Below are 22,485 nucleotides of genomic sequence, written 5' to 3'. Positions count from 1 at the left end.
CCAGATAGATTTTTTGATATGGGGATAGCAGAAGGTGACATGATTGGTACAGCAGCAGGTCTTGCTACTTGTGGAAAGATACCTTTTGCAAGTACTTTTGCAATATTTGCAGCAGGTAGAGGCTATGAGCAAATAAGAAACTCTGTAGCATATCCAAACTTAAATGTTAAAATAGCAGCTACTCATGCAGGAGTAACAGTAGGAGAAGATGGAGGAAGTCATCAAGCTATAGAAGATATATCTTTAATGAGAGGAATACCAAATATGGTTATCCTAAATCCTGCTGATGGAATAGAAGCAAAAAAAGCAATATTTTCTGCTGTAAATTACAATGGACCTGTGTATATAAGACTTGGAAGAGCAACTACTGAAGATATACATAATGATGATTATAATTTCAAAATTGGAAAGGGCGAGATTCTTAGACAAGGTTCAGATGTAGCTATAATTGCAACTGGAATAATGGTTTCAAAAGCTATTAAATCTGCTGAATTATTAAGTGAAGAGGGAATTGAAGCTATAGTAGTTAATATATCAACTATAAAACCAATTGATAGTGAACTGATAGTAGAAGTAGCTAAAAATACTGGCAAGGTAGTAACTGTAGAGGAACATAGTGTAATAGGTGGATTGGGTTCTGCAGTTACAGAAGTGTTAAGTGAAAAATATCCTGTTGTAGTAAAGAGAATAGGTGTAAATGATGAATTTGGTCAATCGGGAAATCCAGAATCTCTATTAAATTATTATGGATTGACTGTAGAAAACATAGTTAATACTGTAAAATCATTTTAAGTAAATATAATCAATAATAAAAGTAAACTAAACATAAATTTTATCGATAAAATATGGGAGGAATCAGAATGTTAGAGACTCTAAAAGAAGAAGTATTAAAAGCAAATTTGGAATTACCTGAAAGAGGATTAATTACTTATACATGGGGAAATGTAAGTGGAATAGATAGAGAAAAGGGTCTAGTAGTAATAAAACCAAGTGGTGTTGAGTATGATAAGATGACTGTAGAAGATATGGTAGTAGTTGATTTAGATGGGAATATAGTAGATGGTAAATTAAGACCTTCTTCTGATACTCCAACTCATCTAGTTTTATATAATGAGTTTGAGGAATTAGGAGGGATAGTACATACACATTCAAGTTGGGCTACAACTTGGGCTCAAATAGGTAAATCTATACCAGCATGTGGGACTACTCATGCAGACTATTTTTATGGAAGTATACCATGTACTAGAAAAATGACTCGAGAAGAAATAAGCAGTGAATATGAAAGAGAAACTGGTAATGTAATTGTTGAAGAATTTATGGGGAAAAATCCAATACACTGCCCAGGAGTAATTGTAAATGACCATGGCCCTTTTACTTGGGGTAAAAATGCAAAAGAGGCTGTTCATAATGCAGTGGTTTTAGAAGAAGTTGCAAAGATGGCATATTATACAGAATTAATGAGTCCAGAGAATACTATGGATAGAGTACTTATGAACAAGCATTTTTCAAGAAAACATGGTAAAGATGCATACTATGGCCAAAAATAACTGTCTGGAGGTAAATTATGCTAGAATCTTTAAAAGTTAAAATTGTGGAAGTAGCAATTAAAGCAGAGAATTATGGTTTGTGTAAAGAAAAAGCTGGTAATTTTAGCATTAGAGATAAGGATACTGGATATATACTTATAACACCTTCAGGTATAGGAAGAGAAGAATTGAAAACAGAACACATTTGTGTATTAGACCTGGATGGGAATGTAATAGAAGCTGAGAAAGGTATTAAACCCAGTAGTGAGGTGCTAATGCATATTGAAATATACAAAGTGAGAGCAAATGTAAATGCCGTATCACATACACATTCTCTATATGCAACAGCATTTTCAGTGGCAAATAAACCAATTATACCAATTGTATATGAGTCAGTTAATTATGGTGGTTATGTAGACATTGCTCCATATGAAAGACCAGGGACTTTAGAACTAGCCAAAAGTGTTTCAAAGTTATTATTAGATACGGATGCATGTTTATTAGAAAGACATGGATTGACAACTGTAAGTAATGACCTTGAAGATGCTTTGTTAAAATCGAGATACGTAGAAGAAGTAGCAGAAATATACTATAGGTCTTTAGTATTAAATCAATTTAAAGAACCTAAGGCAGTAGATATTGATGAATTTGCAGAATGGAAATATCCAGAGGAAATAAAATTTTAATTAGGATGATTTGAATTAAAGAGATGAATTAAAATAGATATTGGCTTCTTTATATAGTGTAGTATTTCTTAAGAAATATATTTAATTTGATATATTTATTTAAAACAAAAATAATATAGAACCCTAAATCAATTCTTGTATTGGTTTGGGGCTCTATATTTTCTATTTATACATTTCTATTTATGCATTTCTTTTTATTTGATTTTCTGGTGAATTTATATGTTCAAAGTATTTTTTAGTCTCAGATACTATTATAGGTGATAGTGCAAGTAAAGCTATTAAGTTAGGTATCGCCATAAGTCCATTTACAATATCAGCAATTATCCAAACTACTTCTAATTTTAAGAATGCACCTAATAATACCATAGCTACAAATACAGTTCTATATCCATTCATACCTTTTACACCAAATAGGAATTCAAAACATCTTTCTCCATAATAACTCCAGCCCAAAATTGTAGTGAACGCAAATAATGTTAAGCTAACTGTAAGTAATATTGGTCCAAATGTAGGAATAGCGCCATCAAAAGCTGCTTGAGTCATAACAGCACCATTTAAGTCTGAACACCAAACACCTGATATTACAAGAGAGAATCCAGTAAGTGTACAGATTATAATAGTATCTATAAAAGTTCCTGTCATAGATATAAGCCCTTGCTCTGCTGGCCACTCAGTTTTAGCTGCAGCCGCTGCTATTGGAGCACTACCTAAACCAGATTCATTTGAAAATACACCACGAGCGATACCATTTCTAATTGCTAGTGACATAGTTGCACCTAGAAAACCACCAGTTGCAGCAGTAGGTGTAAATGCACTTTTAATTATTAATACAAAAGTTTCAGGTATTTTATTCCAATAAGATATTAAAATGATTCCACAGATTACAATGTAGATAACTGCCATAAAAGGTACTATCTTAGTAGCGACATTAGATATACTTTTAAGACCTCCAAACACAACTAAAGCTACAAATACTGCTAGTACAACACCTGTAATTCTAGGGTCTACTCCAAAGCTACTATTGATAGCGTCTGTTATTGAATTTACTTGAGTAAAAGTACCTATACCTAAAAGTGCAACTAATATACCACTTATAGCAAAGAATATTGCAAGAGGTCTCCATTTTTCACCCATACCATTTACTATGTAGTACATAGGTCCACCAGATACTTGACCATTTTTATCTTTAGTTCTGTATTTTATTGCAAGGACACCTTCTGAGTATTTAGTAGCCATCCCAAAGAATGCAGCTATCCACATCCAAAAAAGTGCACCAGGTCCACCAGCTTTAATAGCTGTGGCAACACCAACAATATTACCAGTACCAACTGTAGCAGCCAATGCAGTACATAAAGCTGCAAAACTTGAAACATCACCACTACCTTTATTTTCAGCAGCGAATATTAACTTAAGGGCACGTGGAAGTTTTGTTATTTGTACAACTCCAAGTTTAACAGTAAGTAATATACCAGTACCAACTAGTAGTACCAATAGGGGCGGTCCCCAAATAAAAGCATCAACTTTGTTTAAAATATCAATTAGATTCATAAAAACACTCCCTCATTTTTTTGCTTTACACAATCAATAGAATTTTTAATGAAGTAATTGACAGGAAATTAGTATAATTTATTAATAATTTCTAGTGTAATAAAAAAAGCTAAATCTAAAATAGATTCAGCTCTGGATATACACTAATTAGCAACCAAAATAAAAGTATTAATAATACTAGTTTTGGTAGATAATCCCTGTCCTTTTGCCTGAGAGATTGAGCACAAATGCCTTGCCCCTTCGGCGCCCATAATGGGTCTCTCCAGAGTTCCGTAAATTTTACAGTCCTACTTTAAAAAGCACCTGAGAGTGTTACTCCTTCGGTGTGCCATATGGCAACTCTTCTATAAAATCTTAACCGGATATTGATTTGTCATAGCTTATTGTATTAATAATAGTAATATAAGTTTTTGTGTTTTGTCAACTAAAAAATTTAAAAACAAGGAAAAAATATAAAAATATAAGTCTAATTACGAATTATAAACTTATAAATGTAAAGAATATACGTAAAAATAAACAGGATAGAAGCTGTGTAAATTAAGTGAAATATAAGTTTAGAATAAAAAAACAAGAAAATATTAAATAATTAATTAGAAGTGTTTTAATTATGGTAATATTATAGTTACGATATTAAGAAAGCTATTTATTTAACTTTTAAGTATAATGTAAGATTGAATGAAGAGAAAGGAAGTATTTTAAAATGGGAAAAATATTAGTACTAGCAGAGAAACCTTCTGTGGGAAGAGATATAGCAAAAGTTTTGGGTTCGAAGAATGAAAAAAATGGATATATAGAGGGGCCAAAGTATGTTGTTACTTGGGCACTAGGTCATTTGGTTACACTTGCTGACCCTGAAAGTTATGGAGAAAGATACAAATCATGGAGTTTAGAAGATTTACCAATACTTCCTAAGTATCTAAAGACTGTTGTAATAAAAAAAAGTGGAAAGCAGTTTAATACAGTGAAGGCTCAAATGAACAGAAATGATATAGATGAAATAGTTATAGCAACAGATGCAGGGAGAGAAGGAGAACTTGTAGCAAGATGGATAATAGAGAAATCTCAAGTAAAAAAACCTTTAAAACGTCTTTGGATTTCTTCAAGTACAGATAAAGCAATAAAAGAAGGTTTTGCAAAATTAAAAAGTGGTAAAGAATATGAAAATTTGTACTATTCAGCAATAGCACGAGCAGAAGCCGATTGGATTATTGGAATAAATGCAACTAGAGCTTTAACAACAAAGTATAACGCACAACTTTCTTGTGGAAGAGTGCAGACTCCTACTCTTGCTATGATACTTAAAAGAGAAGAAGAAATAAGAAATTTTAAGCCTAAAGAGTATTATGGATTGGAGATAATTGCAACAAAGGGCAATTCAGATATAAAGTTTATTTGGAATGATAAAAACAATAGTTCCTCAACTTTTAGTAAAGAAAAGATAGAAAGTGTCTCAAAAAAAGTAAAAGATTTAGATATTAAAATATCTGAAGTAAATAAATCATATAAGAAAAAATATTCACCTGCACTTTATGATTTAACAGAATTACAAAGAGATGCAAATAAAATGTTTGGATTTTCAGCAAAAGAAACATTATCTATAATGCAAAAACTATATGAACATCATAAGGTACTTACTTATCCTAGAACTGATTCTAGGTATCTAACTTCGGATATTGTTGGAACATTAAAAGATAGAATAAAAGCTGTAAATGTTAGTGATTACTCAAAGGTTTGTAATAAGTTATTGAAAAGTAATATTATAGCTAATAAGTCTTTTGTTGATAATTCAAAAGTAACAGACCATCATGCTATAATACCAACAGAGCAAAAAGTGTTTATGAGTGATTTTACAGATAAAGAAAGAAAAATATATAATCTTGTTGTAAAAAGGTTTTTGGCAGTATTAAGTCCTCCTTTTGAATATGAACAGACAACTATAAATGCAACTATAGAGGGTGAGACATTTAAAGCTAAGGGCAATAAAGTAATAAATCTAGGCTGGAAAGAAAGCTATAAAGATATGGATGATGAAGATGAGTATGAAAGCATTCCAAATGTGTTGGAAAAAGATATTCTTAAAGTTAAAAGTTTAAAGATGACTTCAGGAAAGACAAATCCACCACCATACTTAAATGAGGCTACACTTTTAACATCTATGGAGAAAAGTGGACTTGGTACAGTTGCTACTAGAGCAGATATAATAGAAAAATTATTCAATTCATTTTTGATGGAAAAGAAAAATAAAGATATATATATAACATCAAAAGGAAAACAACTGTTAGATTTAGTTCCTGTGGACTTAAAGACACCAGAACTTACATCATCATGGGAAAAGAAATTATTAGATATTTCAAAAGGTAAGCTTAATAAAAATACATTTATAAATGATATGAAAGATTATTCAAAAGCTATTGTATTAGAAGTAAAAAGCAGTGATAGCAAATTTAAACATGATAATTTAACTAAAAATAGATGTCCGGAATGTGGCAAATTTATGCTAGAGGTAAATGGTAAGAAAGGTAAAATGTTAATTTGTGAAGATAGAGAGTGTAATACTAGAAAAACTATATCACAAACAACTAATTCAAGATGCCCTAATTGTCATAAAAAATTAGAGCTTCGTGGTGAAGGTGAAGGAAGAATTTTTACTTGTAGCTGTGGGTATAGAGAAAAATTATCCTCTTTTAACAAAAGAAAACAAGAAGAAAAAAAGAAAGCATCAAAGAAAGATGTTAATCAATATATAAAAAATCAAAATAAAAATCAAGAAGTATTTAATAATCCATTTGCAGAAGCCTTAGCTAAGTTGAAAAAATAAATAGTTTTCATGGTAATATTATACACAATCACAACTTTAACTATATATTAGTTATATGTACTGATATAATATAGGGTATAGTTTAGACATGAAAGTAGGGATGTCAAATGAGATTAAATTATATGTTTAAATACTATTGTGACGAATGTAAAGATATATGGAATAATTCAAGTATTGAATTATGTAAAGAAATAGAAGCATATAGTGAAGAGTCACAAAAAAAGTGTGAAAGCGAATTAGATAAATTGATAGATAAAGTATCAGTTCACTTAGAAAAGTATCCAAGTGATGTTGTTTTAAGAAAAATGTGGATAAAAAAAGGTGAAGCTTTTTTGCAAAAAACACTAGAAAAAGAGAATATTTTTAAATTAGAGAAAATGAATGTAGAAGATAGAAAAAAATTCTTAGAAATAACAAAACAATTTATCAGAGATGCTAGAGGATTTGATGATGATTTACCTATAGAAGATATTATGCAGGCCATGAGGAATGTATGGATTTCAAATGCGCTACAATTATTATTTGGAAAAGATGTGTATTATTCAAAAGCAAGTTTTGCATATAGTATGTTATATCCATATACAGACAATTATTTAGATAATACAAAGACAAATGAAATGGATAAAACTTTATTTAATAGTTGGTTAGAAAAAAGACTCTTAGGAGAACAAATTAAACCTAATAACTGTCATGAAAGTAAAGTATCTCAGATGATAGATTATATTGAAGAGGTTTATCCTAGAGAAGATTTCAAAGAAATATATGAGTCACTGTTATTAATATTTAGAAGCCAAGTAAAGAGTTTAAAACAGCAGGATAAAGAGACTTATTTGCATAAAGATGAAATATTATCCATTTCTGCTGAAAAGGGAGGTTCATCTGTTTTAGTAGATGGATATTTAATAAATGGGCTTATGACAAAGGAAGAAATAAAGTTTTGTATTGGTTATGGATTTTTATTACAAATATCTGATGATTTACAGGATATAAAAGAAGATTTAAAGTATAATCATAAAACTATTATGACAGAGATGTCAAAAGAGGGGTTATTGGATGAAATTGCAAATAAGTTAATAAACTTTACTATTGAATTAATAGATAACTTTAAAATTAACAGTAGAAATGAAGCTATAACAGATATGATAAAAAATGATTGTTTAATGTTGATTTTGTTTTCTATAGCTTATAATGCTGAATTTTTTTCTATAGAATATATAAAAAAAATAGAGAGATTTCTTCCATATACGATATCTTATTCATTGGAAATTAAAGAGAAGATGCGAAAAAAATTTAAAAATATTGATTTCTTAAATAATGAAAATGAATATAAAGAAATGATTGATACTATATGTGCAAAGTAGAAAAATAGTGAGATGTGTAATACATATCTCACTATTTTAAGTTTAAATAAAAATATTGATTTTAAGTTATTTAAATGCAGTAATAATCCCATTATCATGTAGGTTTTTAATGATTGTAGCTGCGATAGGAAATCCAAATAATCCAGCTATTCCGAATAGTTGAGCACCAACAAACATACACATTAGGGTTATTAAAGGATACAGACCAATTTGTTGTCCTACTACTTTTGGCTCCAATATTTGTCTAACAACAGTTATGATTATGTATAGTATTAAAAGTCCTATTGCCAAATGTATATTACCATTGATTAATGAAATAATCATCCAAGGAGTTAAGATACTTCCTGTACCTAATACTGGTAAAATATCAACAAGCGCAACGATGACAGATATAGTAAATGCATTTTCAACTTGTAGGATATTAAGACCAATAAGAAGTTCTACAAATGTTACTGATAGTAGTATGGCATATGCTTTTAGCAATTTTAAAATAGCATTGATACTACTATTTTTTATATTGATTATCATCGACTGACTTTTTTCTGGAAACTGTCTTAAAATAAAGTTTACTATTTTTTGATAGTCAAATGTAAAGAAAAAAGAAGCAATTAAAGTTATAATAAGTTTCAACATAAATGCAGGGGTTTTACTTGCAACACTTGCAATAGCATTAAGTGCATTTGTTGAAATAGAGGCAACTAAAGACATCATAGATTGACTGATATTATCCCAACCAAGTATCAATGCTAGATTAACATTAGGTGTACTAGCATCTATCTTAGAAAATAAAGTGTTTAGTGTTGGCTGTATACCTGATTTATATATGTAAGGAAGTCTAAAAAATATGTCGCTTATACTTGCAAATATTTTTGCACCAAAACTAACTAATAAAAAGATTCCTAATCCATAAAAGGCTAAAAGTACTACCGCAGAAATAAATGTACGATTTAAGTTTGTATTATCTGTAATAAGCTTTATAATAGGTCTTAAAATAAAGGCAATGATAAAACTAATCACAAAAGGCATCAATAATGGAAATAAGAATTTTAACACAACATATATAATACTTGCTATTAAAACTACATATGTAAATTTAATTATAAAGCTCTTTTGTTTTTGAATGTCCATAATATAAAACCTCCAATGTATTTAATAGTATTCTAAATATGTCTTATTTATATAAAATACTACTGTATATTGATTATAAACTATAAAGCTTCTATGTAGTAAATAAATTATGTAAAATTTAGGTTAATTTTGTATAAAGATACACTTTTGTATTTTACAATTAATAAGTAAATAGGAAAAAATATTTTAAATAAATAGCATAAAATTGTGATAAAATTAATTTATAATGTTTGAGCTAAATATAGTAGATAACTTATCATATGATAGATAATTTTTAAGAGGTGGTAAGATGAAAAACTTTAGAGATTTAGGTGGAAATAAAACAGAGGATGGTAGAACTGTAAAGTATGGTTTATTTTATAGGTCTGCAAAATTATCAAATTTGAGTAAGAACGATATAAAGGTTTTAAAAGAATTAAATATCAAATACGTATTTGATTATAGAAGTGATGAAGAGGCTCGTAAACATCCATCAACAATAATATCAAATATAAAAAATATAAGAATTCCCGCAATGAGAGAATTAGAAGAATCAGGAGGTCGTTTTGGTTCTATAGAAGATATGATTGATGGCTTATTTGAAAAAGATGGTGCGTTTAATATGCTAAATAATAGCTATTATAATCTACCTGTAAATAACCCTTCATATAAAAAACTAGTAGAACTTATAAAAGATTACTCTAATTTGCCAATACTAAATCATTGTACAGCTGGTAAGGATAGAACTGGTGTAGGAAGTGCTATAATTCTTATGATTTTGGGTGTATCAAGAGAAAATATAATGAAAGATTATCTAAAAAGCAATGAGTTTGCAGACAAGGAAATAGAAAGGTTTATAGAATATAAACCTAAATTTAAACATATTCCAAAAGCAAGATTAAATTATATATTTGGTGTAAATGAAGAATATATGAAGACAGCTTTTAGAAGAATTGATGAGGAATACAATAGTGTAGAAGAGTATCTATATGGAGAATTTAATTTAAATAAAGAAGAGATAAAAAATTTGAGAAATCAATATCTAGAGTAAAAGGTGATTTTATGAGTTTAAATATAACCGCTAGACAGATAAATATAATAAAGATACTGTTAAATTCAAAAGATACAATGAGTGGACTTGCCTTAAGCCAAGAAATAGGGTGCTCTTCAAAGACTATACAAAATGAAATAAAGGATATTAACAAACAGCTTAAAAATGGTAAAATTTTATCAATAAGAGGTGTTGGTTATAAGTTAGAGGGAAGCTTTGATGAAGTGAATTTAAATAGTAACCTTTATGATGATGTAGATAGGGTAGAATATATAATCAGAAAAATACTAACTTTAAGCAACGAAGAAAAAAATACTATAAGGCTTGAAGATTTAGCAGATTCTATGTATGTAAGTGTTTCAACAGTAAAAAATGATTTAAAAGAAGTAAAGAGGATATTGGATAAGTATTCAATTTCCGTTAAATCTAAGCATAAACAAGGTATATGTATTTCTGAAAATGAAGATAAGATATTAAATTGTATAATTGATTTAAGTAATAAGAGAGACAATCAACTCAGTCTAAATGATTTTTTAAATGATGATATAAAAGAAAAAAAGTTAATAATAAAAAAAATACTATTAGATGTATTAAATGAAAATGGATTAGTACTAACTGATATAGAATTTAAGAATGTATTAAATAATATATTAGTTATTTTGAGCAGGCATAAGTATGATGAAAAAGAATTTATAAAGGAATATGTAGAAACCTATAGCTACAAGAGAAGTTTAATATTAGCAAATGAACAGAACAAAGAAATTATAATAAATTCAATAAGAACGTTTTGTAAAAATTTAAAGCTAGCTACATCAATAGATATAAGTCATGATGATGTATTTGAAGAATATCTATATAAGCATATCAGTAGCTTGTGTAAGAAAATAAAGTTAGGCATGAATCAATCACCTATAATAGCACAAGATATTAAAATAAAGTATCCATTTGCGTTTGAATTAGCTAATATAGCTAAAAAAACAATAGAACAAGATTTAAAAATAGAAATCAACGAAGATGAAGTTGCAAATATAGCTCTACATATAGGAGGTGCTATTGAGAGAGCATCCTATAATAATAAAGATAAGGTTTTCAAAGCGATAATAGTTTGTACATCAGGTATAGGCACCTCAATGTTAATAAAAGCTAAATTAGATAATATATTTAGAGAAAAGCTAGAAATATTAAAAATTATTCCTTCATATCTAGTTGAATATGTAAAGGTTATAGATGTTGATTTTGTAATATCTACTGTACCTATTGAAATAGGTGATATACCAGTAATAAACATATCTCCAATGTTGAGTGAAAAGGAAATTAAATTAATTGAAAAATATATAGAAACAGGCAATGTATATTTGGATTTAGATATAAAAAACTTATTTGATAGTGAGTTGTTTTTTACTGATTTAGATTTTAAATATAAAGAAGAAGTTATAGATTTTATGGCAAGTGAACTTGTACAAAAAGGTTATATAGATGATGATATGAAAAACTCTTACTTTGAGAGAGAAAAAATAGCAACAACAGAAATAGGCAACATGGTATCTATACCACATGGAGCTATTGGAAAGGTTTTTGATAATAAAATAGCAATTGGAATACTAAAAAAACCAATTGCTTGGGAAATATCAGATGTGCGCTTAATAATAATGTTGGCACTTGATAAAGATAAAATATTAGATTATGAAGTTATATTTTCAAACATATACAAAAGAGTGGATTCTATAGCAAAAGTTATAAGCATATGTGAAAATAGCAATTTCGAAAAATTTGTAAACATGTTTAAATAGAGATATATACAACATAGTGCTGTATATACACATGTAAATTTGGATAATATAAAACTAAATAAGATGAAAACGATAAATTTCTCTTTTAATTAAGAGAAATTTTTTGACTTTCAGGAATATTAATATGGAGTTAAGATATTAAACATAAGATAAATAAATAAAAAGAGGTGGCAAAATGATTTATACAGTAACATTAAATCCATCAATAGATTATATAGTTAAATTAGATGAATTAAATACAGGAAGCACAAATCGTGTAAATGAAGAATACGTTTATCCAGGAGGAAAAGGTATAAATGTATCTTGTATACTTAAAGAACTTGGACATGACAATACATCATTAGGTTTTATAAGTGATTTTACTGGTGAATATATAGTAAAGACATTGGAGGAAAAAAAATTAAAGACAGACTTTATAAAATTGAAAAATGGTTTTTCAAGAATAAATGTAAAAATAAAAGTGTCAGAGGAAACCGAAATTAATGGACAAGGACCCAATATAAGTGATGAATATATCAACCTATTATATAAAAAACTTGATAAATTAAATCAAGATGATATTTTAATATTGGCAGGTAGTATACCGTCTACTTTGGATGAAAAATTATATGAAAATATAATGTCTAGGCTAGAAGAAAAGAATATAAAAATTGTTGTAGATGCAACAAAAAATCTTCTTCTTAATGTCTTAAAATATAAGCCTTTCCTAATTAAACCTAATAATGATGAACTAGAGGAAATGTTTGATGTCAAATTAAATTCAAATGAAGATATAGTAAAGTATGCTAAAAAGTTAAAAGAAATGGGAGCTGTAAATGTTTTAGTATCCATGGGTAAAGATGGAGCATTACTGATTACAGAAGATAATGAAGTATTTATAAGTGATGTACCTAAAGGAACTGTAAAAAATTCTGCAGGAGCAGGAGACTCTATGGTAGCAGGATTTATATCTGGATATCTAAGTACTGGTGAATATGATTATGCTCTTAAATTAGGTGCAGCCTCAGGGAGTGCAACTGCTTTTTCATATGATTTAGCTGAAAGAAAATGTATTGATAAATTAGTAAACGAAATATCTGTTAAAAGATTTTAAAAATAACCCAAAAAATATATAGAGAGGAAATGAGAACTTATGAAAATTATAGATTTATTAGATGAAAAATCAATTAAATTAAATTTAAAGTCAAAAAACAAACCAGAAGTAATAGAAGAACTAGTTGATTTAGTTGCAAATAGTGGTAATTTAAATGATAAAGAAAACTATAGGAAAGCAATTTTAGCCCGTGAAGAGATGAGTACAACAGGAATTGGAGAAGGTGTAGCTATTCCTCATGCTAAGACTACATCAGTTGACAAAGCTTGTATAGCAGCTGCGGTATCAAAGGAAGGTATAGATTATGAATCTTTTGATGGAAGTTTGTCAAATTTATTTTTTATGATAGCTGCACCAGATGGAGCTAATAATACACATCTTGAAGTATTATCAAGATTATCTACAATACTTATGGATGAGGATTTTAGAAATAAACTTATAAATTCAAATTCAGCAAGAGAATTCAAAGAAATAATAGATAAAAAAGAAAGAGAAAAATTCAGTGAAGAATATCAGGATGAAGAAATTAGTAAAGAAGATACTGTAAATAATAAAGATAAAAATATTAGTAAATATCCTCAAGTTTTAGCAGTAACAGCGTGTCCAACAGGAATAGCACATACATTTATGGCAGCTGAAAGTTTAAATAAAATGGCTGAAAGTAAAGGTATCTCTATAAAAGTAGAAACTAATGGCTCAGCAGGAGTTAAGAATAGACTTACAAAAGAAGAGATAAAAAATGCTACATGTATAATAGTAGCAGCAGATAAAAATGTTGAAATGGCTAGATTTGATGGCAAAAAAGTTATAAAAACTAAGGTTGCTGATGGTATACACAAAGCGGAAGAACTTATAGATAAAGCTGTAAATGGAGATGCTCCAATTTATCATGGAGTAGGAGAAGGAAGTCACAACGAATCAGGTGAAGAAAGTGAAAGTGGATTTAGAAAAGTATACAAGCATTTAATGAATGGTGTATCTAATATGTTGCCATTTGTTATTGGTGGAGGTATACTTATAGCTTTAGCATTCTTACTTGATGATTACTCTATTGACCCTTCACATTTTGGTTCAAATACACCAATAGCAGCATTTTTTAAGGGAATTGGGGATAAAGCATTTGGATTTATGTTACCTGTACTTGCAGGTTATATAGCATATTCTATATCTGATAGACCTGCATTTGTTGTAGGTTTTGTAGGAGGAGCTCTTGCAGGAGATGGTGGTTCAGGTTTTCTAGGGGCACTACTTGCAGGATTTATAGCAGGATATTTAGTAGAAGGACTTAAGAAAATATTTAACGTATTACCAACTTCATTAGAAGGAATAAAACCAGTATTATTATATCCTTTATTTGGAACTCTTTTGATGGGTGTTATAATGACATTTCTAGTAATACCTCCAGTTACAGCAATTAATAATGCTATGGTTGGATTCCTAAATAGTTTAGGTGGAACTTCAAAAATAGTTTTAGGATTAGTGTTAGGCGGAATGATGGCTGTAGATATGGGTGGACCTGTAAATAAAGCAGCTTATGTATTTGGTGTAGCATCGCTTGAATCAGGGCAATTTGAAATAATGGCAGCAGTAATGGCTGGTGGTATGGTTCCACCACTTGCGATAGCTCTTGCAACTACATTTTTCAAAAATAGATTTACAAAAGAAGAAAGAGAGTCTGGTAAAGTTAACTATGTAATGGGGTTATCATTTGTAACAGAGGGAGCAATACCTTTTGCAGCTGGAGACCCACTTCATGTTATACCAGCTTGTGTTGGAGGTTCAGCAGTAGCAGGAGCACTTAGTATGTTATTTAATGCAGCTCTTCGTGCACCTCATGGAGGCGTATTTGTTATACCAGTAGTTACTCATCCTCTTGGATATATAGTAGCTATAATTGTAGGTGCTATAGTTGGAATGATGCTTTTAGCACTGCTTAAAAAACCATTGAATCAAAGAGCATAATAACTAAAATCTGTTTAATAAATAAAAATATGACTTTTTATAAAATTTAATACATTACTGAATTATCCTAAGATAAGGGTTTATATAAAAAAGTGAGTTAAGTCTGATATACAGAGTTTACTCACTTTTTTTAGAATAAATATATTACTTAGAATATTATAATTAACAAAGATTAAAATTTTTCTGATGGTTTCAATTTTATTATTAAATTATCTACACATTACATATTTTGTTTAATTTTATTCATATGTAAATTTAAATAATTTGGTGTATTTATATTTTTTAATTACATTTATTTGTTTCAAATCACTCATTTTAATTTTTCACAATATATTATAAGTTATGTCAGCTAGCTGACATAACTTATAATATATTTTAGTAGTCTTAGTCACTAGAGTCTTGCTAATTTAGTTCTACTCTATATGCTCTAAATCAATACCATATTTTCTTTCACCTTTTATAACTTTGAATTTATCATTTTTATTAGGATAAATAGTCACAACATTGTCTTTATACTCTGATTCATCACATTTTATACTAAGTGGCATAAGCTCTGATTCTCCATATAGATAAGTAACAGGCTTATTATTGTTCATAACAACAATTTGTACCATATCTCTATCTTTTGGAGAAGATATATTTCTCCATTTATATCCTACAGCTTTATATATATCGTTTGCTGATGTTCCAGACTTAAAGATAAATATTTTATCCCATTCAGGAGGCATTACCTTTGCTAGTCTTATTTCATTGTTGTTTTCACTAGCTTTCATAAGTGAAGAAGCGAATTGTCCGAATTTCTCATCTTCTTCATTTTTCTCAAATTTAACTAACTCACTAGATTTGTCAACTACACTCCATTTATCTTTATTTTTTTCTAACTTAAAGTTAATTTTAGAAATACATTCTCCATGTTTTCCTGGTTCAGTAACTATAACCTTTTCTCCCGATGTGTTTTTATAATCGTGTTGTTCAATTTGAACATGATTATGTCCTGCAACTATCGCATCAATACCATCAATTTGTTGAGCTAAATCCTGTATTCTATTACCTGGATTTTTAGGTTTTTTAGGCTTTTCACCTGTGTGTGCAACAGCTACTATTATATCTGGATTTTCTTTTTCCATGATTTTTACCCACTTTTTGGCATCTTCTACTAAATCATTCATATATAGTTCACCATCATAACCTTCTTGGTCTTTTAGCTCTAAAGATTTAGAATCCACAAGTTCTCCATTTTCATTTAGCTGTTTTCCTTCACCAACTTCTTTTATAGTAAGTCCAAGAATTCCTAGCTTTACATTTCCTTCTGGTGTATCAATATTTTTTATTATGTATGGTTTTGTATAGCTATCCCCATTTTTCTTATAAGTATTAGCTGATAATACATCTATTTTTTGTTTTTCAAAATCAGATATCATATTATCTAAATGATATTTATTAAGGGAGATAAATTCATGATTACCAAGAACTACAGCATCATAACCGACTTCTTTCATGTCCTTTGAAATAGGAGTTTCAATATAGCTTTCAGTTTTGTTGTTGTTATCTTTAAGCATAGCATTAGAATAATCATCCATACTACTACCTAAAGCTACTCCACGGTCAAAGAAGTCTCCAGCATCTACTAAAGTTATATTTTTATCTTTTTCTCTTTGTTTCCTTACATAAGAAGTTAACTCATAAGGGATGTTACCATGTAAATCGGTAGTGGCTAATACATTTATTTCTGTTGTATGTTTTGAAGTACACCCAGACATTAGCAATATAAATAAACAAGTAATGCCTATAATTATTTTGTTTTTCATAAAACCTCCATTTTATTTTTTTGAATATTTGTTTTAGTGTCATTAACTACATAATCCTCCTACAATATCAATAGTAATATATTACTATATAAAAATCAACTATATATTTCATAGACATATAAATTGATAGAGAGAAAAATAAACTTCCTTAAAGAAAAATCAATTAAAAGTAATCTCAAAAGAATTTTAAATTATACAATAAGATTGGTTAACTATAGCATCTTTGAGAATATGATAAACAAATAATCTATAGTCTTGTGTTTATTTTTTTATATTATTTATAATAAATAAACTCTATGATGGAAAAACTATTATTATTTAACATGTAAAGGAGTATTTAAAATGAATGAATCGTATTGGGTTTTAAATTCAAGTCCCAAAGAATATAAAAAATTAGGTGAGAATATAAAAGTAGAATGTCTAGTAGTAGGAGGAGGAATAACTGGATTAACAACTGCATATCTATTAGCAAAAGAAGGTAAAAAAGTAGCGCTTGTTGAAGCTGATAAAATAGGATATGGAACTTCAGGAAGAAATACTGGCAAAGTAACTTGTCAACATGATATAGTATATTCTAAAATAGAGAAAAAATATGGATTAGATAAAGCTAAATCATATTATAATGCAAATAATGAAGCTTTAAAATTGATTGAGAAAATAATCAGTGAAAATAATATAAAATGTGATTTCCAAAGGATTCCATCTTTTGTTTTTACAGAGAAGGAAGAAGCTATAAAGGATATTAAAGATGAATATCGTACATGTAAAAAAATAGGTATAGATTGCGAATATCATGAAACTATAAATGATATTCCATTAGATGTAAAAGGAGCTATTCGTTTTTCTAATCAAGGTCAATTTAATCCAAAGCAATATGTTGATGGTCTGGCAGAAGTAGCAGTAAGTCTAGGTCTAAAAATATATGAAAACACGCCAATAGTAGACCTAGAAAAAGGAGCTATATGTAGAGTTAAGACTAGAGATAATAATATAATAGAAGCTGAAAATGTTATAATTTCATCTCATAGTCCATGGTATGATGGATTGAATTTTTATTTTGCAAAGGAATATGCAGAACGTGCTTATTTAATGGTTGCAGTCCTACAAAATGAATTGCCAGAGGGTATATTTATAAGTATAGATGACCCAGCAATAACTTTTAGACAATGTAATGATGAAAATAACAGCTTATTAATCTTTGGAGGAGGAGACCACAAAGTTGGTCAAGGTGGAACTGAAGAAGAAATATTTGATGATTTAGAGCGTTATGGTAAAGAAGTATTTAAGGTGGAAGATTTTAAATATAAATGGTCTGCTCAAGACAATATGAGTTTTGATAATGTTCCTTATATAGGTTATATCAATAAAAGAGAGAATAATATTTATGTAGCTACAGGATTTTCTAAATGGGGAATGACTAATGGAACTGTTGCAGGAATAATAATAAAGGATTTAATAATAAATAAAACTTCTGACTATAAAGATACTTTCAATCCTTCAAGATTAGGTAGTTATTTTTCAAAGGACTTTATAAAGGAAAATGCAAATGTAGCAATGAATTATGTCACTGGAAAGTTAAAAATAGGTAGTGGAGATATGCCTAAAAGTAGTGGTGAAGGAAAGATTGTTAACATTGATGGAAAAAGATATGGTGTTTATAAAGATGATAGAGGAGATTTTTATATTGTAGATACCACATGTACTCATTTAGGATGTGAACTTAATTTTAATAGTGAAGAAAAAACATGGGATTGTCCATGTCATGGTTCAAGATTTGACTATAAGGGAAATATACTTGAAGGTCCAGCACTTAAGCCATTAAAACTTTATGGTCATGGCGATAATGATGTTAATCCTAAGTTATTATAGAATATAGAATGTTTTGGAAAGGTAAATTATTTATGAATAAACTTTTAAAGCCAATAACCATTTTACTTTATATAGTATATGTTTTATGTGCCATATTTTTTGCTACAAATAGAGCTTTTGGAAGTGTAGGTTTAGTAGCAATCAGCTTAATTGGTACTTTTATACTGAGTATTTTAAATAGGCAAAATAAAAGACTTTTGAGCAATGAATTATATATTGTACTTGCATTATTTATAATGTTTGCATCATTATTAGGGACTTGTTTTAATTTTTATGACATAAATTATTATGATGATTTTTTACATCTATGGTCGGGTATAATATCCTGTATTGTAGCATTTTCTACAATTAAATATTTTTATATACAGAAAGATGTAAGTAAGATGAGTAAAATATTTTTAGTTATATTTGTATTTATGTTTAGTATGGGAGTGGCTAGTTTGTGGGAAATAGGTGAATTTCTAATGGATACTTTTATTGGGACTACTACACAAGCTGGAGGACTAGAAGATACTATGATTGATATGGTAGATGCTTTAATAGGTACAATTATAACTATTCCTTTTATAATAAAAAAATCAAATGCATAGTTTAAAATTAATTACAATGGATTTAATTAGTCATATGAAGTTTAAGAAATTATATGACTAATTAAATCCATTCTTTATTGTATGTAAAGTTTACGTTTCGCATTTTTTATAAATTTTACTCCATAAATAGAAAGTATTTTATCCTATTTTACTAGCCATAATTTACAACATCTAGTATTGTCACACTTGTGTTAGTATACTGTTGTTATTTGATAAAATATATTATAAATTGTATCTTTAATAGTATTAAGAAGTAAAAAATTTAAAAAAGATAATATATTATAAAAACATGATATAATTACTATGAAATAAAGGCTATATTTTTGGCTGATAAAAGGGTTTTATAAAAGTTTTATGGTTACAGATGTTGATGAATTTTTGACAAGTAATTAAAAATAAATTATATAAATATAATTTTTATATTTGTAAGTAATTAAAAATTAAGGAATTGTTAAAAATAGTAATATTTTATGTGATAATATAAAGAGTAGATAAAGTATTAGGAGGAACATTGAGTGTTAAAAAAGTGGTTTGGTATTATGAAAAAGAGACAAAAAGTTGAGGAAGCAAAAGAAGAAGGTGAAATAATATTAAAAAATGAAAAAATTTTATATGAAGAAAATTTAATTGATAACGAAAAAAAGGTATTATACTGTAAAGAGGAAGTTGTAAGTAAAGAAAATGAGCCTTTAAACCAAGAAGAACATTTGTCTGATAAAGAAGATAAAGTATTAAGCAAAGAAGAAGTAGTATATGATAATAAAAACAAAGTCTTATCTAAAGAAGAATTAATAATAAATAATGACAAAGAAGAATTAATAGTTAATGATGATGATACAACTTTAAATAAAGTAGAAATAGAAACTGATGATACGGAAATAGCAGAGAAAAGTATAAATAGCGAAGAAATACTAATTAATAAAAATACTACAGAATTAGATAAAAAAGAAGTGTTTATTACTGAGGAATCTATCAAATTAAATAAAAAAGAAATACTGCTTGAAAGTAAAAAAACAGATTCTAAAGAACTTGAAGAAATTGACCAAAGTGAAAATAATATTCTAGTAACAGACACTATTGAAGTTGAAGAAAAACAAGTAAGTGATACAAATGAATACTTGACAGAAGAAGATTTAAATTACATAAAAGAAATAAAAATAAGACGAGGAAGAAGTATAAAAGCAATAAACCTATATACTAAAGAAGAGAAGACTTTTGATACTCATATTCAATGTAGTAAAAATCTTAAGGTACCACTTGGCTACATAAGAGAAAATTTAAAATATGGATATATGGATTACTTTGGAGAAGCTATAAATTATTTAAGTAAAGTGTTAAAGGTAGAAGAATACTGTAAAAATGAATGGAGCTATCTAGAAAATAGTAAATCTCCATCTGAGATATTTAATATTCTTAATGACAAAATATTTAGTACAAGACTTTCTGATAAAAAGAGAAATGAAATTTTAACTAATGATAAGATTGAAACAATAAAAATGAATTATAAGTTTGAATGTATTGATGAAGAATACGATGAATACTTTAAAAAATATAAGTCTATAATCAAAAGAGGTGGAAAGAAAAAGATTGAATTAGTAAATAAAAAAGGCGAAGTATTAGAGATATTTAAGTCTTTAGAAGAATGTTCTATTTATTTGCAAAAAGAAAAAAATGAAGTTATACAAATGTTAAAGTATGGAGATACAAAAATAGGAAGAAATTTCATAAGATATAGTTTAAGAAATATTTAATTTCATTTTAAATTCATGAGAGTTTCATTTCTGATTCACACATTTAATATTATTTTAATGTAAAATAATAAAAGTGAAGTATTGTACAATTAAAATTAAGGAGGATATTAATGTCTGAAGAAAAAAATTCAAAAGAGAATACATTGAATGAAATTAAAAATTCAGAAAATGTAAGTTCTAAACAAGATGATGTGTCAGGTGAAAAAAATACTGATAACAAAGTCAAGAAAAGAGAAATAAAATTAAGTAGTAAAAAACTTAAAGCAGTTATAGCAATTGTTGCAGTAGGGGCAATTTGCTTGGGTGGAGGCTATGTCTCTGGAAAAGAAGCTGGAAGAAAATTACCAGCTACTTCAAAGCGTTATAATAGTAATGAAGTAGTAGCTACTATTGGGGATAAAAAAATTACAGGGGAAATGTTAAGAAAAAGAATGGAGCCATTATTTTATTTAAATGCAAAAAATACTATGAGTGATGATGAAATACGTTCATATGAATCAAATATGATTGAGACTATGATTACATCAGATATATTATCCTCAGAAGCAGCAAAAGAAAAGATAAGCATAACTGATGACGAATTAAATGCTCAATATGATAATCTAATGTCTAGTATAGAATCTGCAATGGGAATGACAAAAGAAGAATTTCTAAAGCAATTTGACTTGACTGAGAAATATATAAAAGACGATATGAAAAAAGAACTAATAGCATCAAAATACTTAAATGAAGCATCAAAGGTAACAGATAAAGATGCACAAAGTTATTATGATAAAAACAAGAGCAATTATTTACAAGTTAGAGCTTCACATATTTTAATAAAAACTGTTGATGATAAAGGTAAACAAGTCAGTGATAGTAAAAAAGCTGAACTTAAAAAACAAGCAGAAGAAATACTTAAAAAAGCTGAAGCTGGAGAAGATTTTGCTACTCTAGCTAAAAAGTATTCTGAAGATAGTAGTGCAGAATCAGGTGGAGATTTAGGATTCTTTGGGAAAGGTCAAATGGTAGAATCTTTTGAAAAAGCTGCATTTGCTTTGAAAAAAGGAGAAATATCTAGTAAGCTTGTAGAAAGTGATTATGGATACCATATAATTAAGAAAACAGATGAAAAATATCAACCATTTGAAGAAGTAAAATCAGATTTAGTAAGTACTTTAACATCAGAAAAGCAAAACTTACTTATAAATGATTTGAAGGAAAAATACAACGTAAAACTTACAGATAAATATCAAATGAAAGCAAAGCAATAGAATAAGTCAATTTATTAAAAAGAAGAAAATATTAATATATATATCTAAAAGCTGTTTTTGTTCTTAAATAGAGAACTTAAATAGCTTTTATTATTTTGCTATAAAATTAAATCGCTCAAAAATGAAATTATAAAAAAATAACATGCATAAATTAACGATGAAAACGTATTTTGAATTTAAATTATTTGATTGAAAATCTATATAAAATATAAAAAAAATAAATAAAAAAATTTAAAAGCTAAAAAAATACTATTCAAATATATATACTAAAG

At 28.0% G+C, this 22,485-nt stretch carries 16 protein-coding genes and 1 riboswitch; of the genes, 13 read left to right on the top strand and 3 right to left on the bottom strand.

Features of this window, described 5'->3' with window-relative positions:
- The 3 genes from KGF52_RS14220 to KGF52_RS14210 all read left to right on the top strand — a co-directional run.
- Nucleotides 1-792 (top strand): transketolase family protein (locus KGF52_RS14220; protein ID WP_227840622.1); only part of this gene is annotated, 792 nt, incomplete at its 5' end.
- 68 nt (nt 793-860) lie between these two features.
- Nucleotides 861-1,547 (top strand): L-ribulose-5-phosphate 4-epimerase, encoded by a 687-nt coding sequence (gene araD, locus KGF52_RS14215; RefSeq protein WP_227840621.1) that lies wholly within the window; start codon nt 861-863, stop codon nt 1,545-1,547.
- A gap of 17 nt (nt 1,548-1,564) precedes the next feature.
- Nucleotides 1,565-2,212: a class II aldolase/adducin family protein gene (locus KGF52_RS14210; RefSeq protein WP_227828892.1), complete on the top strand. Its 648-nt coding sequence runs from the start codon at nt 1,565-1,567 to the stop codon at nt 2,210-2,212.
- A 180-nt stretch (nt 2,213-2,392) separates the two neighbouring features.
- Here KGF52_RS14210 and KGF52_RS14205 read toward each other — a convergent pair whose 3' ends face one another.
- Entirely contained in the window at nt 2,393-3,760 is a 1,368-nt protein-coding gene (locus KGF52_RS14205; protein WP_227840620.1) for an alanine/glycine:cation symporter family protein, read from the bottom strand.
- A 187-nt stretch (nt 3,761-3,947) separates the two neighbouring features.
- Nucleotides 3,948-4,036, bottom strand: a riboswitch (glycine riboswitch).
- Between the two features lie 424 nt (nt 4,037-4,460).
- On the opposite strand from KGF52_RS14205, the gene KGF52_RS14200 reads away from it, so the two are divergent.
- Nucleotides 4,461-6,578, top strand: a complete 2,118-nt coding sequence (locus tag KGF52_RS14200) for a DNA topoisomerase III (RefSeq protein WP_227840619.1) — start codon at nt 4,461-4,463, stop codon at nt 6,576-6,578.
- 107 nt (nt 6,579-6,685) lie between these two features.
- The gene (locus KGF52_RS14195) at nt 6,686-7,939 is read left to right on the top strand and encodes a flagellar protein FliS (RefSeq protein ID WP_227840618.1); all 1,254 of its coding nucleotides are present in this window, start codon (nt 6,686-6,688) and stop codon (nt 7,937-7,939) included.
- A 66-nt stretch (nt 7,940-8,005) separates the two neighbouring features.
- On the opposite strand, the gene ytvI is transcribed toward KGF52_RS14195, so the two are convergent.
- Complete coding sequence (ytvI, locus tag KGF52_RS14190; protein WP_227840617.1) at nt 8,006-9,067, bottom strand: sporulation integral membrane protein YtvI; 1,062 nt, start codon at nt 9,065-9,067, stop codon at nt 8,006-8,008.
- 289 nt (nt 9,068-9,356) lie between these two features.
- Here ytvI and KGF52_RS14185 point away from each other — a divergent pair, with 289 nt between their 5' ends.
- The 4 genes from KGF52_RS14185 to KGF52_RS14170 all read left to right on the top strand — a co-directional run bounded on the left by KGF52_RS14185 (nt 9,357) and on the right by KGF52_RS14170 (nt 14,942).
- Nucleotides 9,357-10,097 (top strand): tyrosine-protein phosphatase, encoded by a 741-nt coding sequence (locus KGF52_RS14185; protein WP_227828887.1) that lies wholly within the window; start codon nt 9,357-9,359, stop codon nt 10,095-10,097.
- 11 nt (nt 10,098-10,108) lie between these two features.
- Nucleotides 10,109-11,887, top strand: a complete 1,779-nt coding sequence (locus KGF52_RS14180; RefSeq protein ID WP_227840616.1) for a BglG family transcription antiterminator — start codon at nt 10,109-10,111, stop codon at nt 11,885-11,887.
- 175 nt (nt 11,888-12,062) lie between these two features.
- Nucleotides 12,063-12,980, top strand: a complete 918-nt coding sequence (gene pfkB / locus KGF52_RS14175; RefSeq protein WP_227840615.1) for a 1-phosphofructokinase — start codon at nt 12,063-12,065, stop codon at nt 12,978-12,980.
- Nucleotides 12,981-13,019: 39 nt separating this feature from the next.
- Complete coding sequence (locus tag KGF52_RS14170) at nt 13,020-14,942, top strand: PTS fructose transporter subunit IIABC (protein ID WP_227828884.1); 1,923 nt, start codon at nt 13,020-13,022, stop codon at nt 14,940-14,942.
- Nucleotides 14,943-15,355: 413 nt separating this feature from the next.
- Here KGF52_RS14170 and KGF52_RS14165 read toward each other — a convergent pair whose 3' ends face one another.
- Nucleotides 15,356-16,750 carry a metallophosphoesterase gene (locus KGF52_RS14165; RefSeq protein ID WP_227828883.1) on the bottom strand — a complete coding sequence of 465 codons (1,395 nt, stop codon included), beginning with the start codon at nt 16,748-16,750 and terminating at the stop codon, nt 15,356-15,358.
- Between the two features lie 342 nt (nt 16,751-17,092).
- On the opposite strand from KGF52_RS14165, the gene KGF52_RS14160 reads away from it, so the two are divergent.
- From KGF52_RS14160 to KGF52_RS14145, 4 genes are all read left to right on the top strand, one after another.
- On the top strand, nt 17,093-18,619 hold the full coding sequence (locus KGF52_RS14160; protein WP_227840614.1) for an FAD-dependent oxidoreductase: 1,527 nt from the start codon (nt 17,093-17,095) through the stop codon (nt 18,617-18,619).
- Nucleotides 18,620-18,651: 32 nt separating this feature from the next.
- Nucleotides 18,652-19,209 carry a hypothetical protein gene (locus KGF52_RS14155; protein ID WP_227828881.1) on the top strand — a complete coding sequence of 186 codons (558 nt, stop codon included), beginning with the start codon at nt 18,652-18,654 and terminating at the stop codon, nt 19,207-19,209.
- A gap of 515 nt (nt 19,210-19,724) precedes the next feature.
- Entirely contained in the window at nt 19,725-20,960 is a 1,236-nt protein-coding gene (locus tag KGF52_RS14150) for a hypothetical protein (protein WP_227840613.1), read from the top strand.
- 110 nt (nt 20,961-21,070) lie between these two features.
- Nucleotides 21,071-22,213, top strand: a complete 1,143-nt coding sequence (locus tag KGF52_RS14145) for a peptidylprolyl isomerase (protein ID WP_227840612.1) — start codon at nt 21,071-21,073, stop codon at nt 22,211-22,213.
- Nucleotides 22,214-22,485 lie beyond the last annotated feature (272 nt).

The organism is Clostridioides sp. ZZV15-6597, from assembly GCF_020657815.1.
GTDB lineage: Bacteria > Bacillota > Clostridia > Peptostreptococcales > Peptostreptococcaceae > Clostridioides.
This window is presented reverse-complemented; position numbering and strand designations above follow the sequence as displayed.